A 15,352-nucleotide genomic window follows, 5' to 3' on the forward strand; every position below is an offset into this window, starting at 1 on the left:
CCACCCACCCTGGCGCCCCTACGTCTACGGCCGCCACCGCCAACCCTGCCGCCGCTGCGACACGAACCTCACCATGACCCTCATAGGCGACGGCCCCACCACCGAACGAGGCGTCTACTTCTGCCCCGGCTGCCAGGCGTAACCAACCGCCGCCGCACCCGGTACCGATAATTCGCTCGTACTCGATGGTCATCCGAGAACCCCGAACGATGGATCTACGGAAAGCCATGCAGCACTGGTATATCCATGGGGCGGCGACCACCTCACGATGCACCCGATACTCGATGTACCTGGGCTTCCTCCCGGCAGGCCCGGATTGGGGCAGCGCGAACGGCCCTGTGCCAGGCGACCGTGGACGCCGGGAACTCTGTACGGCGCGCCCGAACACTACCCTGAGCTCGAGCTGGAACCTCGCTGCCCGACGGTCCAGAAACCACGAGAGGACGGCTTACGACTCGCACGATGTCTGTTTTCGGCGATTCACGCACTCAGGCGCCGAGACGGGTTGCGGCGCTGGCGGACCCGCTCAGCACGCGCAGGATGTCGTGCCGACCGGAGCCGTCAGCGGGTCGGTCGCCGGGCTGAACCGTCCCTGCTTCGACTCATAGGCGAAGCCCTCACGCACCCAGTACTCGAATCCGCCGATCATCTCCTTGACCGGGTAGCCGAGCTCGGCCAGTGCCAAGGCTGCCTTTGTCGCGCCGTTGCAGCCGGGCCCCCAGCAATAGGTCACGACCGGTATGCCTGCCGGAAGGAGCGGGTCCAGTGCTCCGGCCGCGGCGCGCCGCACGATCAGTCGGGTCGGCAGATGGACGGCGCCGGGGATATGGCCCTGGTCCCAAGACTCGTCCGAGCGCGTATCGACCAGCACAAAGGCATGACCGAGCTGCCCTGACTCGAGATCGGCGTGCACGTCGGAGACATCGGCCTCGAACGACAGACGCGCCGCGAAGTGCGCGACGGCGACCTGGTTCGCAGCAACCGGACTCGACAACACCGCACTTGCCACCACCTGCGACATCCGCACCAATCCCCTTCGCTCACAAGACTCGCTTTCCGACGTGATCATCCTCGCGCGAATCCGCCCCCCACCCCAGTGGCACGAACGCCACCTACCGCCAAAATCGCGCCATACTCGTCGCGGCGGAACGCCTACACACTCCCGGACAACCCGCAAACGAACTCGGCAGAACCACCACCACCGCCTCTGGAACTTGCCGGGACCACCTCATGGGTGGCATCGATCAGTGCTCACCATCCCGGTTCTATGCTCCTGGGCGCAAGGTCAGCCGATGGTCTGGACGCCTGGGGCCGAGTCTGCCGGCACCTGTTCGATGAGGCTGTCGGTGTGGGTTTCGCGGGCCGCGTACAGGGAGACCATGCTGATTGCACCGGCGGCCATGATGTACAGGGACACCGGCCAGTACGCACCGCCGGCCCAGCTGGCCAAGGCGGTTGCGATGAAAGGGGCGGGGCCGCCGCCGAGCACGATCGATAGGTTGTAGCTGAATGATGCGCCGCTGCAACGGTATCGCGTTGCGAACAGTTCCGAGTACAGGGCCGCGCCGATCGCCCACATCGAGGCGTGGCCGATGCAGAAGGCCAGGATCAGCCCCAGCCAGGCCAGGGCCGGGGAAGTGGTCTCGGCAAGAGCGAACATGGGAAACGCGATGGCGATGCACGACAGCGCGCCACCGATATAGACCGGGCGCCGGCCGACTCGGTCGGACAGCATTCCCCACAGCGGTACCACGAGGATCTCGACGGCCGCCGCCACCGACACCCCGACCAGCATGACGCCCGAGGACACGCCGAGATGATGCTGCTGCGCGTACGTGATCATGAAGGTGGCCGCGATGTAGAAGATGATGTCCGGTGCGAAGCGGGCGCCGATGCCGATCAGGAAGTTTCGCGGTTCGCGGCGCACCGCCTGCAGTACCGGCTGATTCATCGCACCCTGCGCCTCGATGGCACGCATGAACTCCGGGGACTCCATCACGCGCAGCCGGATGAAGATTCCGATCGCCACCATGATGATGCTCAGTAGGAACGGCACTCGCCAACCCCACAGCTGGAACTCCCGCGTCGGCAGCAGCGATACCAGACCGAACACGCCGGACGCGAGCAGAAGCCCTGCGGGAGAGCCGTTCTGGACGACCGCACCCAGCAGGCCGCGGCGGCCGGGCGGCGCGTATTCGGAGATCAGAACGGTGGCATTGCCCCACTCCCCGGCCACCGCGAAGCCCTGAATGACGCGCAGCGTCACCAAGAGGGCCGGAGCCCACAGGCCGGCCGTGGCGAACGTCGGCAGCAGGCCCATCCCCATCGTCGCCAGTCCCATGACCAGCAATGTGACGATGAGCACCGATTTGCGTCCGATCCGGTCACCGAAGTAACCGAAGACGATCGCCCCGATGGGCCGGGCGAAGAATCCTGCCGCGAAGATCGCGAAAACCGCGAGGGTTCCTGCGGTCGGACTGAATTTGGGGAAGAACAGTTTCGGCAGTATCAGCGCGGCCGCGGTGCCGTAGATGAAGAAGTCGTAGTACTCGACGGTGGTGCCGAACGCCGCGGCGACGGTCACCCGCCGGTAGGACGAGACGGTCCTCTCCTGGTCACTGGAGAGGGAATTGCTGGGGACCATTTCGGACCTCGATCCCTTGGGTTGTCAGGCCGTCACGATGGGCGGAACTATGTGCCGCACGTCACATCTTGACGTTCCGCCCAGGCTCCCATAACGTCGCCTATTACGCAATGGATTGCACATAGGGCAAAGCTCAGGGGAGTTCAACGATGCTGCGACGCACCATCGAAGACCTGGTGCGCAGGGACGCCGACCGGTTGTTCGTAGGCTGTGGGTGTACGTGCACGCGCTGGCGACCGCCTGCGCCCGGAGATTCGGAGCGCACCGATGACGATCCCCGAGACCGGTTCCGACCGAGGCAGACTGGTCGGTGCGCTGTTGCACGGCCTGGCGATCCTGGACATGTTCGAACGAGACCGGCCGGTCATCGGTATCGGGGAGATGGCACAGGAGCTCGGCACGCACCGATCGACCACGTCCCGGCTGGCCGCGACGCTGGCCGCGGCCGGATATCTGGAGTCGGTCGGGGAGCCGGGCCGGTATCGGCTGTCCGGCAAGCTTGCGGCGCTGGGGCAGCTGGTCGCCTCCGAGGACCAGGTCCGGCGGGCGGCACGGCCGGCGCTGGAGGAATTGGTCCAGCGGCTCGGCGAGACGGGACACCTGGCGATACTCGACGGTGCGGAGGCCGTCACGATCGAGGTCGTCGACGGCTGGCACACCGTGCGCATGCATTCCTGGGCGGGCAAACGCTCACCGGCACACTGCAGTTCGATGGGCAAGGCACTGCTGGCGGGGCTGTCCGAGACGGAGGTGAAGTCCCGGTACCCGAAACCGCGACTGGCCACGCCCACCGATGCCACCATCGCCGATCGAGCCGAACTGATGCGGGCGCTGGCGCGGATACGCGCGGAGGGATACGCGGTGGACCTGCAGGAACTGGAGCCGCATCTGTGCTGCGTCGCCGCGCCCATCTTCGATTCCACCGGTGCGGTGGTGGCCAGCATCAGCGTGTCGGGGCCGGATATTCGCATATCGACGGCCACCGTCCCGGACATCGCCCGGGCGGTGCGCGAGGCCGCGTGGCGAATCGGTACCAGACTGGGCGCCGCCCGCCCGATCCCCGGCTGGGCGCCGCCCGACGAACAACCCTCCGTATGAACAGGAGTCGACAATGAATACCGCATTTCTCGGTTTGGGCCGTATGGGCCTGCCGATGGCCGGGCGCGTGCTCGATGCCGGACATGACCTGACGGTGTGGAACCGCTCCCCCGAGCGCACGAAAGACCTCGTGGCACAGGGCGCCCGGGTGGCGCGGACCCCGGCCGCCGCCGCGCGCGACGCCGAGGTGGTGATCACCATGCTCGCCGATCCGGAGGCGTTGGAGGCGGTCGTGTTCGGGCCCGACGGGGTCGCGGCGGGGCTGCGATCCGACGCGGTGCTCGTCGACATGTCCACCGTGGGACCCGAAGCTGTGCTGTCGCTGCACGATCGACTCGGCGACACCGAGTTCGTGGATGCCCCCGTGATGGGCAGTGTCGGCCCGGCCCGCAACGGCACATTGACGGTGCTGGCCGGTGGTGCGGTCGAGCGGGTCGAAACGCTACTGGGCACGTTCGGCACCGTAGTGCGTTGTGGGGCAGTGGGTTCCGGCGCTGCACGTAAGGTGGTGCTGATCACCGCGGCACTGGCCGGGATGACCCTGCTCGGCGAGGTGGTCGCACTCGGCGAGGCGCTCGGCATCGACCGCGACACCGTGCTGGACGGTCTGGCGACCGGTCCGCTGGGCGGCGTGGTGGCGCGGGCCCGCAACGCCGACAGCGATTTCGCGATCGATCTGGCCGCCAAGGACGTCGGCTTGGCCCTCACCTCCGCCGACCTGCCCCAGCTCACCGCGGCCCACGCCTGGCTCACCGCCGCCGCCGATGCCGGGGACGGGCAACTCGATCTGCGTAACGTACTGGCCCACATTCAGACCGACTGATCCGCACCGTCGATACGCCGATACGGTCCTGATCAACGGAGCCGGGCGGCGGCACGACCTGCTCGTGCGCCCATCGTCATGGCGACCGCCAACGTCGCGCCGGGGCCGGGGTAACCGTCGGCGGTCCAGAACGCGGAGGCGTTTCCGGCGGCGAACAGCCCGGCGATCGGGACGCCGCCGGGACGCTGGACCTGTCCGTTCAGATCGGTGACAGGGCCGCCCTTGGTGCCGATGGTGCCCGGCAGTACCTGAACGGCGTAGTAGGGCGCGGTGTCGATCGGGCCGAGATTCGGGTTGCCGGGCTGGTCCGGGTCACCGTAGTAACGGTCGTAGGGGTTGTCACCGCGCCGGAAGTCCTCGTCGATTCCCTTCTTGCAGAGCATATTCCAGCGCTCGACCGTGCCGCACAGACCGCCCGGGTCCACGCCGATGCGGGCGGCCAAGCCGCGCAGATCATCGGATCGCGCCACCCAGTCGGGGGTTTCGGCGCCCGGTGGTAGTCCAGGAAGCGGGTAGCGCCGCCGGAAGAGGTCATCGAAGATCAGGAAGGCGTCGCGGTTGGGGTAGCTGCCGTCGGTGGCACGGTGGTGCAGTGCCTTGCCGAATTCGTTGTACGGCACCGACTCGTCCACGAATCGGCGCCCGGCGCGGTTGACCAGAATCTGCCGCGGGGTGCCGCGTTCGCGAATCAACGCCCGGGCGTAGGGATGTCCGTCGACGGTGTCACCCGGAATCGAGATCGCGGGCATCCACCATCCCTCGGCCGTATTATCCACCGCCGCACCGAGTTCCCGCGCGATACGCAGTGCCGTGCCGGTATTGCTCGGCGCCGCGGTACTGGTCGCCAGCGGCCCGGGCAGCAGATCCTCGCGCAGCCGCGCGTCCCAATCGAATCCGCCGGTGGCCAACACGATCGCATTGGCGTGCAGGACGACCCGGGAACCGTCGTATTGCACTTCCGCGCCGCGCACGCGGCCCTCGTCGACCAGCACGCCCACCAGTGGGGTCGAGCCATAGACCCGAACTCCGGCCCGCACCACGCCGTCGAGCAGTCCGGCCACCAAAGCCACTCCACCGGTGCGGATCCCGTCTCTCATCCGCTGTGACAGCAGCTCGTGATCGAACCGGTCGGGATATCGCCAACGCTCCCACTCGGCATGGGTCATCGGCGAATATCCCGGCGGCACCCGGATGGCGCCGGTCTGCGGCGCCAGATCACCGAGCCGCGCCGGCTCCATGTCCAGGCACCGCCCGCCGAGAGTGACCCCCGGCAGCTCGGTGTGATAGTCGGGATAGTTCGGGCACACCACGAACCGGTGCGCACTGTGCCGCTGCACGAATGCCATCATCTCCGGCGCGGACTCGACGAACATGTCCACGAATTCCGGATATCGTGAGTCGAAGATCGCCCGCAGATAGGTCCGCGCCGCCTCCGCCGAATCCCCCGCATTCGCCGCAGTCCCATTGACCGGCACCCATACCCGCCCACCGCCGAGCGCGGTGGTACCGCCGAACTCCGCCGCCGACTCCACCAGCAGCACCCGCGCCCCCGCCACAACGGCCGCCAACGCCGCGGTCAGACCCGCTGCCCCGCTACCGGCAACCAGCACATCTACCCGCTCCGGCAACGGCTCTGCGGGCGCCGCGCTGCTCATCGCGTACCTACCGGGAGAGTGTGCACCGACCAGCCGTAGCCGGCGAGCGCGGCGAGGTCGGTGGGTAGACGGTCGTCGGGTGGTTCGCCGTCCACGAGTTCGTAGACAGTGGGGCCGTCGAAACCGAGTTCCGCCAATGTTGTAGCGAACGAACCGAAGTCGACCTCTCCGCGACCGACCGAGGTGTGCGCCCAGCGGTGTTTCCAGGTGTCGCTGATATGGGCCAAGGCCAGTCGAGAGCCCAGGAGCCGCAGCCCTGCGGAAGGGTCCTCGGCTGCCAGGGCGTTGGCCACGTCGTACGTGACGGCCAGGTGCGGGGAGTCGATTCGGTCCACGACCTCACACAGTTCGGTTGCGGTGGCGAGGAATCCGTAGGGGTTGTTCTCCAGGGCGATCGTGACGCCCAGGCGCCGCGCTCGTTCCAGCAGACGGTCCAGGGCATCGTCGAGTACCCGGGCCGCCGCGTCCAGCGGGGCGGGTGCGAGCTGATGACGACGGCCACCGATCACCACTACGAACCGAGCGCCCAAGTCGGCGGCCAATTCCAGCTCCGCCGCGATCTGCGCCTCGCTGACCGCGCGGATCTCCGGATTGGTGCTGACCAGATTCAGGTCACCGAAGCTCGGGTTGACCGAAATCACCTGGAGACTCAGCGAATTCAATGTACGAAGCAGTTGCTGTCGCTCATACGGGCCGTATGCCGAGGTGAAAAGATGCGGTGGCGCGGTAGTCAATTCGAGGGTGCGATATCCGTGAGTCGCCAGTTGTCGTAAGGCGTGATCCAACGAATTCTGGTGCAGCCAACCATAACTACATCCGGACAGAGGCAACGTTGTCACCGATGATCCGACGGGGGTTCCGGAATCGGTTAGAGGGGTGGATGTCATGCGGATTCCTCGGGGTCGGCGACCGAGATCAGGATGGTCTCGCGTCAGGTCGATATCGGGTGGCGAACCATCGCGACAGGTCAAGACCGCGGCGGGCGCAGATTGAACACGACGATGCGAGGGTCGGTCATATCCTCGACCGCGTAACGCGGCCCCTCCACCCCGTATCCGCTGTCCTTCACCCCGCCGTACGGCATGGCGTCGGCGTGATAACTGGAGGTGTCGTTGACCATCACCCCGCCGACCCGCAACCGCCGCGCGGCATCGAAGGCCCGGTCGAGGTCGCGGGTGAAAATCCCGGCTTGCAACCCGTAATCGCCCGCGTTCATCAGCTCGATCGCCCGATCCATCGACTCGACCGGCACCACGGCCACCACCGGCGCGAAGATCTCCGTGCACATCAGATGGCTGTCCGGCGCGGGCTCGGCGACCAAGGCCGGGCTCAGCAGCGCGCCGTCACGCTCACCCCCGCACAGCACTCGCCCGCCCCCCGGTTCGGTGATCCATTCCCTGGCCCGCTGCGCCTCCGCCGGGGCGATCATCGGCCCGACATCGGTCTTCGGATCGCGCGGATCACCGACGCGCAGGGCGGTGATCCGCGCGGTGAGTCGCTCGGTCAATTCGTCGAGCACCTCCCGATGCACCAGCAGCCGCTGCACACTCGTGCACACCTGCCCGGCCTTGCGGAAACCAGCCCGCGCCACCAGTTCTGCCACCAGGTCCAGGTCCGCGTCGGCGCCCACCAGCGAGGCGCTGTTGGCGCCGAGTTCCAGATGTGTCTTGGCGATACCGGAACGCTGCTTCACCAGCAGACCCACCGCGCTGGACCCGGTGAAGGTGAAGTACCGGATGCGCCGGTCGGCCACCAGTGCCGCGCCCGTCGTCTCGCCGGGACCGCACACCAACTGAAGAAATCCTGGTGGCAGCCCGGCGTCGTGCAGCGCCTCGACCAGCGCGATCGAGCACAGCGGGGTCGCCTCGGCCGGTTTGAGCACGACCGCGTTTCCCGCGGCCAGTGCCGGGCCGATCTTGTGCGCCACGGTATTGAGCGGAGCGTTGAACGGTGCGATAGCACCTACCACGCCGACCGGTACCCGAATGGTGAAGGCCAGCCGGTTCTCGCTGCCCGGCGTTGCCGATACCGGAATCTCCTGCCCCGCAACACGAACAGCCTCACCCGCGCACAGCCGCAAGGTTCCGACCGCGCGTGCGGATTCGGTGCGTGCGTCTGCGAGGGTGAATCCGGTCTCCGCGACATAGGTCCGCTCGATCTCGGCGGCGCGCTCCTCGAGCAGCTCGGCGGCGTCCAGCAGTATCCGTTCGCGACGCGCCGGGGGTAACGGATCATCGGCCGCACGCCGGGCCGCACCCACCGCGGCATCGACCTGCGCCGGGCCGGCGACGGCCAATTCGGCGATCGGCTCGCGCAGGTACTTGTCCGTCACGGTGAACCGCTGATCGGATTCCCGCCACTGCCCCTCGACGAACAGTCCGGTCGGCCGGTGCCCCATAGCTGGCATCCTCCCGTCGCGTTGCGCCGCAACCCGGTTCATGGGTTCCAGCGCACGGTGTTGACGATCATCCCAAGACTACCTACTGTCGGCTATAACGCAACCCATTGGTAATTACGCAACGGAGGCCGCCGTGGGTGACTGGAGCGGTGCAGAGCTGATCACCGAACACCTGATCCGGGAGGGCGTGCCATACGTGGTGGGACTGTGCGGCCACGGGGATCTGGGCCTGCTGGACGCCCTGTTCGACCGGCGCGACGACATCCGGACGATATCGACACATCATGAGGCCGCCGCCGGATTCATCGCCGACGCCTACTATCGGGTGCGCCGAGAACCGTTGGCCACCTTCACCTCCTGCGGTCCCGGCTCGGCGAATCTGCCGGTAGCCCTCGGCTCGGCGCTGATGGACGACTCCGCACTGCTGGCGATCACTGGGAACGTGGCCACCAGCCAGTTCAACCGCGGGCCGTTCCAGGAGGCGGGCCGCCACTACCAAGCCGATTTCCCCAGCGCCCTGCGACCTTTCGTGAAGCGCGGCTATCAGGCCACCCGGGCCGAACAGCTGCCGCTGATGCTGCGCCAGGCCTTCGCCACCATGCGGGCGGGCCGGCCGGGGCCGGTACATCTGGACGTACCGCTCGATGTCTTCGTCGAACGAACCACCACCGAACCGGCCGAACCCGACCTGTGGCGTGGTGCCGGCAGCAACCGCGTCGCCGCCGCGAGCGACGATATCGAGGCGGTGCTGGATCTGTTGGAGGCTGCGCAACGACCGGTACTGGTAGCCGGATCGGGGGCCGAATCCGCCGCGGCCGAACTGCTCGCCTTCGCCCGCGCCGCGCAACTCCCGGTGGCGACCTCCCCATTGGGCAAGGCCGCGATCGGTGGCAGCGATCCACTGTCGCTGGGCGCCACCGGACGTAACGGCAGCTATCCGGCCAATCGGGCCTGTCGCACCGCAGATCTGGTGATCGCACTGGGCACCCGGTTCGACGACCGGGCTACCAGTTCGTGGCTACCGGGATACACCTACGCCATCCCGCCGACCCGGCTGGTACATGTGCATATTGATCCAGCCGAGCTGTCGCGGAATTACCCGGCGACCGTCGGCATCGCGGCATCGCCCGGAGAAGTATTGCGGCAGTTGACCGTTCGATGGGGCGCAAAGGCGCCGCCGCCGAGTCGCCGCACCTGGCTGGATCGAATCACCGAATGGGCCGACGAGTGGGAGCGGCATATCGCACCACATCGATGGTCCACCGCCACCCCGATTCGGCCCGAGCGCGTCCTCGCCGAACTGCGCGGCGCACTGCCGGCGGACGCGATCCTCCTGGCCGACGTCGGCGCGCACCACAACTGGATCGTGCAACAGTGGTATCCGCATCGTCCCGGAACACTCTTGCAGAGTTGGGGTTTCGCATCGATGGGGTTCGGCGTGGCGGGTGCGCTCGGCGCCCGTCTCGCGGCGCCCGACACACCGGTGCTGGCCGTGGTCGGCGACGGTGGATTCCTGATGCTGCCCAGTGTGGTGGCCACCGCCGTCCAGTACGACCTGCCGGTGGTGTGGTTGATCTGGAACAACGGCGGCTTCATATCCATCCGTGACCAGCAACGCGGGTACTTCGGCCGAAATCGTGAGCTGGCAACCACATTTCGGATCGATGCGACCGGAGAGCCGCACCGTACCGACTTCGTCGCCCTTGCCAGGTCGATGGGCGGCGAGGGCCTGCGTGTGGAACATCCCGGCGACCTGGGTGACGCCGTGCGCGTGGCGCTCGACGCACACCGGCCGTTCGTGCTCGATGTCACGGTCGACGAGGCGGCCACGATGCCCTCGGCCGCCACCTGGGAACTGGCGCCACTGCCGCATCCGGAACCAAGCTTCGGCTGGCCGGACATGTGACCCCGTACCCGAGTTCGCTGCCCGAATGACCTCTCGCACCATACTCTCGGAGGATAGGTGACCGAAATTATCGACGCCCGTGGCGATCTCGCCGGATCGTGGGATGTGGTCATCGTCGGCGGAGGCAACGCCGCGCTCGTGAGCGCGCTGAGCGCACACGATCACGGCGCACGAGTACTACTGCTGGAACGGGCGCCGAAGGCCATGCGCGGGGGCAACAGCCGACACACTCGCAATATTCGCTGCGTCCATGACAGCGGGGATGAGTTCAACAGCGGCCCATATCTTTTCGACGAACTCTGGAACGATCTGTGCGGAGTCGGGACGGGCCCGAGCGATGCCGAACTCGCCGAATTCACGGTGCGGGAATCGGCATCCGTGCCGGGCTGGATGAGCGCACACGGCGCCCGCTGGCAGCGCCCGCTGCACGGCACGCTCCACCTCGGCCGAACCAACCGCTTCTTCCTCGGCGGAGGAAAGGCATTGGTGAACACCTATTATCGCGCGCTCGCCCGACGCGGCATCACCGTGCGCTACGAGACGACCGTGACGGATTTCCAGATCGACGGCGATCGGTGCACCGGGCTGGTCGTGGAGGCCGACGGGCTACGACAGCGCGTGAGCGCCCGGACGGTGATCTGCGCGGCGGGCGGATTCGAGGCGAATCTCGCTTGGCTGCAACAGTATTGGGGCGAGGCCGCGAACAATTATCACATTCGCGGGACCGAGTTCAACGACGGGATTGTCCTGCGACGGCTGCTGGACTCGGGTGCGCGCACCGCCGGCCAGGAGCGCGGCTTCCACGCGGTGGCCGTGGACGCCCGCTCTCCTCGATTCGATGGCGGTATCGCCACTCGGCTGGATTCGATCCCGTTCGGCGTCGTGCTCAACCGGGACGGGCGACGCTTCTACGACGAAGGCGAGGACATCTGGCCCAAACGCTATGCCATCTGGGGACGCAACATCGCCGAGCAGCCGGACCAGATCGCCTACTGCTGCTGGGACGACAAGGTGGACGAACTGTTTCTGCCGCCCATGTACGGCAGCTATCGTGCCGACACGATCGAGGATCTGGCCGCGAAAATGGGACTGTACCCGGTGACGGCCACCGCGACCATCGACGAGTACAACCGCGCCGCACCCGCCGAGGGAACCTTCGATCCGACCCGTCCGGACGGCCTTGCGACAACGGGATTGACGGTGTCCAAATCGAATTGGGCGCAACGTCTGGACACACCCCCGTTCCGTGGAGTGGTCGCCCGACCCGGAATAACCTTCACCTACCTGGGTGTGGCCGTGGATCGCTCCGCCCGGGTGCAGCGGATCGGCCAATCCCCATTCGCGAACGTGTTCGCCGCGGGCGAGATCATGTCCGGAAATATCCTGTCCAGCGGATATCTGGCGGGATTCGGGATGACCATCGGCACGGTCTGGGGCCGCGTCGCCGGACAGGAGGCCGCACGCCATGCCCTCGGATGATCAGGAACGTGGCCTGATCGGACGGAATCTACTCGGCGCCGACACATTCGACGCCGATCTGTTCGACGAGGCCCGGCGGCAGTTGACGGTGTGCAACGCGTGCCGCTACTGCGAGGGCTACTGCCCGGTCTGGCCCGCATTGGAATTGCGGCGCGAACCCTCCGACCTCGACATCACTCACTTGGCCGACCTGTGCCACGACTGCCGCGACTGCTTCACCGCGTGCATGTACACCACACCGCACCAGTTCGCACTGGATCCGCCACAGGTCTTCAGCGCGGTCCGAGCCCGCACGTATGCCGAGTACCTCCGCCCCGCGCCGATTTTCTCTGGCCTGCGGGGGTGGGCGCGGCGCGGCGCGGCGCTCGTCGCGACAGCATTGCTATTGATCATGCTGGCGTTGCTGACAACCGGCGGACGGGCGTTCACCACACGCTCGCGCGGCTCGGCCTACGATCTGATCTCGCACTGGGTGCTGATCGCCGTGGTCGCCGTGCCCGCGGTGTGGTCGGCCACGGTGCTGAGCGGCGCGGCGCTGCGTTACTGGAAAGACCTCAACGGCGACTATCGCGGTCTCACCGAGGTTCGGGCATGGGGACGGACCCTGTCCCGGGCCGCCCGGCTGACCCATCACGACGCCGGCGGCGAGGGTTGCGCCTACCCGGACACCGAACCGGACGCCGAACCGTCCTCGCTGCGCCGCCGGCTGCACCATCTGGTGATGTACGGTTTCCTGCTGACATTCCTCTCCACCTGCGCTGCGGCCGTGGAGGAAAACCTGTTCGGGCTGATGCCGCCCTACGGATATCTGTCGGTGCCGGTGCTCACCGGCATGAGCGGCGGGCTACTGGCCACTGCGGGCTGCGCCGGATTCCTCGTACTGGACCGCCGATCGCCCGAACACAGCACACCACGGATGCGGCACGCGGACCGCTCATTCCTGTGGGCGCTGGTGGCGCTGATGGTCTCCGGTGTACTCACCACGGCGCTGCGCTCGACGGTGGTCTTCGGCCCGATCCTGGTCGCGCATCTGGCCGCGGTGATCGTCGCGTTCGCGGTCGCTCCGTACACCAAATTCGTGCACTGGATCTTCCGCCTGCTCGCGATGCAACAGGACGATATCGAAAGGCATGGCTCGACCGCGAGCTGATCGTGGCGCACGACGCGCCGACGGAAATCGTGTCATTTGCCACTTCATTGCTAACGCCGTGCACACTTACCGCGACACCCTCGGGACGGCATACACGGCACGGGAAGTGGAACGATGACAGCGGCGACGGTCACAGTGCGGCGATTCGCGCGCATCACCGCGCAACTGATGCGGGCACTGATCATGGCAGCTGTCGCCGTCGTACTGGGTTATCTGCTGATACACCCGCACGCCCGCCCTGCCCCACCGCACTCACCCGCATCGCAGGCTCCGACGGTCGCGGTGATCGCTCCGCAGCGGCCCGGTGTGGTGAACAACCCCACCGACTGACCGCCTACCCGTCCAACGGCACCGGCTCCAGAATCTCCGGGCGCGGTTCCGGTGCGGCGGCCCGCAGGGCGTCTGCGGCGACGTCATCGGGCTGGGTCTGCGAACGGATTTCCGCGTCCACGCGGGCCTTGTATGTGGCTACCTCGTGGTCGATCCGATCCTCGCTCCAGCCCAGGATGGGCGCGACCAGGCGCGCGACCTCCTCGGCGCAGCTCGCGCCGCGGTGTGAGTATTCGATGGAGATCCGGGTGCGGCGGGCCAGGATGTCGTCCAGGTGCAGCGCTCCCTCGGCGGCCGCGGCGTAGACCGCCTCGACCCGCAGATACGTCGGCGAGTCGGTGATCGGTTGCAGCAGTTCGGGTTTGCCCGCCGCGAGATCCAGCACGTCGGTGACCAGGGAGCCGTAGCGGTTGAGCAGATGCTCGACACGGTAGGGGTGGATGCCGTATGTCTGTGCGAGTTGCGGGGCCTGGTTGAGCAGGGCGAAGTACCCGTCCGCGCCCAGCAGCGGGACCTTCTCGGTGATCGTGGGCGAGACCCGCTGCGGAATATCCTGCGCGGCGGCATCCACCGCGTCGTAGGCCATGACCCGGTAGGTGGTGTACTTACCGCCCGCGATGGCGATCAGTCCGGGCGCGATCCGCGCGACCGCGTGTTCACGCGAGAGTTTGGAGGTCTCGTCGCTCTCCCCCGCCAGCAGTGGCCGGAGGCCCGCGTACACACCCTGGATGTCGTCGTGGGTGAGCGGGGTGACCAGTGCCTGGTTCACCCGTTCGAGCAGGTAATCGATATCGGCCTTGGTCGCCGCCGGGTGGGCGAGGTCCAGGTTCCAGTCGGTGTCGGTGGTGCCGATGACCCAGTGACTGCCGCCCCACGGGACCACGAACAACACCGAGGTCGGGGTGCGCAGGATCAGTGCGGTATCGCTGGCGATCCGGTCGCGCGGCACCACGATGTGCACACCCTTCGAGGCCCGCACGTGGAACCGGCCGCGCTGGCGGGCCAGCGCCTGGACCTCATCGGTCCACACACCGGTCGCGTTGATGACCACATGCCCGCGCACCTGTGTGGTCCGGCCGTCCTCGCTGTCGCGCACGTTCACCCCGACGACCCGGTCGGCCTCCCGCAGGAACCCCACGACCTGGGTGGAGGTGCGGATCACCGCACCGTAGTGTGCGGCCGTGCGGGCCACCGTCATGGTGTGCCGGGCATCGTCGACGACGGTGTCGTAGTAGGTGACGCCGCCGATCAGCGCGCTGCGCCGCAACCCCGGCGCCAACCGCAGCGCGGCCGAGCGAGTCAGATGATGCTGCCCCGGAACGGACTTCGACCCGCCCATGGTGTCGTAGAGCACCAACCCCGAAGCGACATAAGGCCTTTCCCACACCCTATGGGTCAGCGGATACAGAAACCGCAGCGGCTTCACCAGATGCGGCGCAAGGGTTTTCAGGCTCAGCTCACGCTCGTGCAATGCCTCGCGCACCAGCCCGAAATCCAGCTGCTCGAGATACCGCAGACCCCCGTGGAACATCTTCGAGGACCGGCTGGAGGTCCCCGACGCCAGATCCCGGGCCTCGACCAACGCCACCTCGAGCCCCCGCGTGGCCGCGTCCAGCGCGATACCCGCGCCGACCACCCCGCCCCCGACTACGACAACATCGAAATGATCCCTCCCCAACCGCTCCCACGCCGCTTCCCGCTGCGCCGGCCCCAGCTCACCGCCCGATAGTCCCTGCCCTTGCGATCCGTTCGCCATCCTCGACTCCTCCAGTCGATGCCGACCAGCCCGTTGGTGACGTACCCCGTTACCGCCAGGTAACTGGACACCACAGTAATGCATCACCCATCCGGGCTGGTCGACACCTGATC

At 67.3% G+C, this 15,352-nt stretch carries 12 protein-coding genes; 6 read left to right on the forward strand and 6 right to left on the reverse strand.

The features are described 5' to 3' along the window. Positions 1 to 526: 526 nt before the first annotated feature. Positions 527 to 1,021, reverse strand: a complete 495-nt coding sequence (locus JZ791_RS24455; protein ID WP_216897551.1) for a rhodanese-like domain-containing protein — start codon at positions 1,019 to 1,021, stop codon at positions 527 to 529. 264 nt (positions 1,022 to 1,285) lie between these two features. Continuing rightward, a complete protein-coding gene (locus JZ791_RS24460; RefSeq protein ID WP_216897552.1) occupies positions 1,286 to 2,644 on the reverse strand; it encodes an MFS transporter in 1,359 nt (452 codons plus the stop codon). Between the two features lie 267 nt (positions 2,645 to 2,911). On the opposite strand from JZ791_RS24460, the gene JZ791_RS24465 reads away from it, so the two are divergent. Further along, positions 2,912 to 3,742 (forward strand): IclR family transcriptional regulator, encoded by an 831-nt coding sequence (locus JZ791_RS24465; RefSeq protein ID WP_216897553.1) that lies wholly within the window; start codon positions 2,912 to 2,914, stop codon positions 3,740 to 3,742. Positions 3,743 to 3,755: 13 nt separating this feature from the next. Beyond that, positions 3,756 to 4,565: an NAD(P)-dependent oxidoreductase gene (locus JZ791_RS24470; protein ID WP_216897554.1), complete on the forward strand. Its 810-nt coding sequence runs from the start codon at positions 3,756 to 3,758 to the stop codon at positions 4,563 to 4,565. 32 nt (positions 4,566 to 4,597) lie between these two features. Here JZ791_RS24470 and JZ791_RS24475 read toward each other — a convergent pair whose 3' ends face one another. The 3 genes from JZ791_RS24475 to JZ791_RS24485 all read right to left on the reverse strand — a co-directional run bounded on the left by JZ791_RS24475 (position 4,598) and on the right by JZ791_RS24485 (position 8,618). After that, positions 4,598 to 6,220, reverse strand: coding sequence for an FAD-dependent oxidoreductase (locus JZ791_RS24475; protein ID WP_216897555.1), 1,623 nt, complete (start codon positions 6,218 to 6,220; stop codon positions 4,598 to 4,600). Then, positions 6,217 to 7,059: a sugar phosphate isomerase/epimerase family protein gene (locus JZ791_RS24480; protein WP_216897556.1), complete on the reverse strand. Its 843-nt coding sequence runs from the start codon at positions 7,057 to 7,059 to the stop codon at positions 6,217 to 6,219. Before JZ791_RS24480 ends, JZ791_RS24475 begins: the two co-directional genes overlap by 4 nt. Before the next feature lie 128 nt (positions 7,060 to 7,187). Beyond that, positions 7,188 to 8,618, reverse strand: a complete 1,431-nt coding sequence (locus tag JZ791_RS24485) for an aldehyde dehydrogenase family protein (RefSeq protein WP_216897557.1) — start codon at positions 8,616 to 8,618, stop codon at positions 7,188 to 7,190. A 133-nt stretch (positions 8,619 to 8,751) separates the two neighbouring features. Between JZ791_RS24485 and JZ791_RS24490 the strand changes: the two genes are divergently transcribed. From JZ791_RS24490 to JZ791_RS24505, 4 genes are all read left to right on the forward strand, one after another. After that, positions 8,752 to 10,524, forward strand: a complete 1,773-nt coding sequence (locus tag JZ791_RS24490) for a thiamine pyrophosphate-binding protein (RefSeq protein WP_216897558.1) — start codon at positions 8,752 to 8,754, stop codon at positions 10,522 to 10,524. 57 nt (positions 10,525 to 10,581) lie between these two features. After that, positions 10,582 to 12,003 carry an FAD-dependent tricarballylate dehydrogenase TcuA gene (gene tcuA / locus JZ791_RS24495; RefSeq protein ID WP_308163065.1) on the forward strand — a complete coding sequence of 474 codons (1,422 nt, stop codon included), beginning with the start codon at positions 10,582 to 10,584 and terminating at the stop codon, positions 12,001 to 12,003. After that, positions 11,990 to 13,153 (forward strand): tricarballylate utilization 4Fe-4S protein TcuB, encoded by a 1,164-nt coding sequence (tcuB, locus tag JZ791_RS24500; RefSeq protein ID WP_216897559.1) that lies wholly within the window; start codon positions 11,990 to 11,992, stop codon positions 13,151 to 13,153. Before tcuA ends, tcuB begins: the two co-directional genes overlap by 14 nt. A gap of 114 nt (positions 13,154 to 13,267) precedes the next feature. Next, positions 13,268 to 13,483: a hypothetical protein gene (locus JZ791_RS24505; protein WP_216897560.1), complete on the forward strand. Its 216-nt coding sequence runs from the start codon at positions 13,268 to 13,270 to the stop codon at positions 13,481 to 13,483. Between the two features lie 4 nt (positions 13,484 to 13,487). On the opposite strand, the gene JZ791_RS24510 is transcribed toward JZ791_RS24505, so the two are convergent. Then, a complete protein-coding gene (locus JZ791_RS24510; protein WP_216897561.1) occupies positions 13,488 to 15,239 on the reverse strand; it encodes a glycerol-3-phosphate dehydrogenase/oxidase in 1,752 nt (583 codons plus the stop codon). Between the last annotated feature and the right edge of the window lie 113 nt (positions 15,240 to 15,352).

The organism is Nocardia alni (genome assembly GCF_019038435.1).
In the GTDB taxonomy this organism is placed as follows: domain Bacteria; phylum Actinomycetota; class Actinomycetes; order Mycobacteriales; family Mycobacteriaceae; genus Nocardia; species Nocardia alni.

Excerpts from the sequence above, each read along its gene's own strand:
- JZ791_RS24455 (WP_216897551.1), bottom strand. The coding sequence starts at position 1,021 with ATGTCGCAGGTGGTGGCAAGTGCGGTGTTGTCGAGTCCGGTTGCTGCG.
- JZ791_RS24460 (WP_216897552.1), bottom strand. The coding sequence starts at position 2,644 with ATGGTCCCCAGCAATTCCCTCTCCAGTGACCAGGAGAGGACCGTCTCG.
- JZ791_RS24465 (WP_216897553.1), top strand. The coding sequence starts at position 2,912 with ATGACGATCCCCGAGACCGGTTCCGACCGAGGCAGACTGGTCGGTGCG.
- JZ791_RS24470 (WP_216897554.1), top strand. The coding sequence starts at position 3,756 with ATGAATACCGCATTTCTCGGTTTGGGCCGTATGGGCCTGCCGATGGCC.
- JZ791_RS24475 (WP_216897555.1), bottom strand. The coding sequence starts at position 6,220 with ATGAGCAGCGCGGCGCCCGCAGAGCCGTTGCCGGAGCGGGTAGATGTG.
- JZ791_RS24485 (WP_216897557.1), bottom strand. The coding sequence starts at position 8,618 with ATGGGGCACCGGCCGACCGGACTGTTCGTCGAGGGGCAGTGGCGGGAA.
- tcuB (WP_216897559.1), top strand. The coding sequence starts at position 11,990 with ATGCCCTCGGATGATCAGGAACGTGGCCTGATCGGACGGAATCTACTC.
- JZ791_RS24505 (WP_216897560.1), top strand. The coding sequence starts at position 13,268 with ATGACAGCGGCGACGGTCACAGTGCGGCGATTCGCGCGCATCACCGCG.
- JZ791_RS24510 (WP_216897561.1), bottom strand. The coding sequence starts at position 15,239 with ATGGCGAACGGATCGCAAGGGCAGGGACTATCGGGCGGTGAGCTGGGG.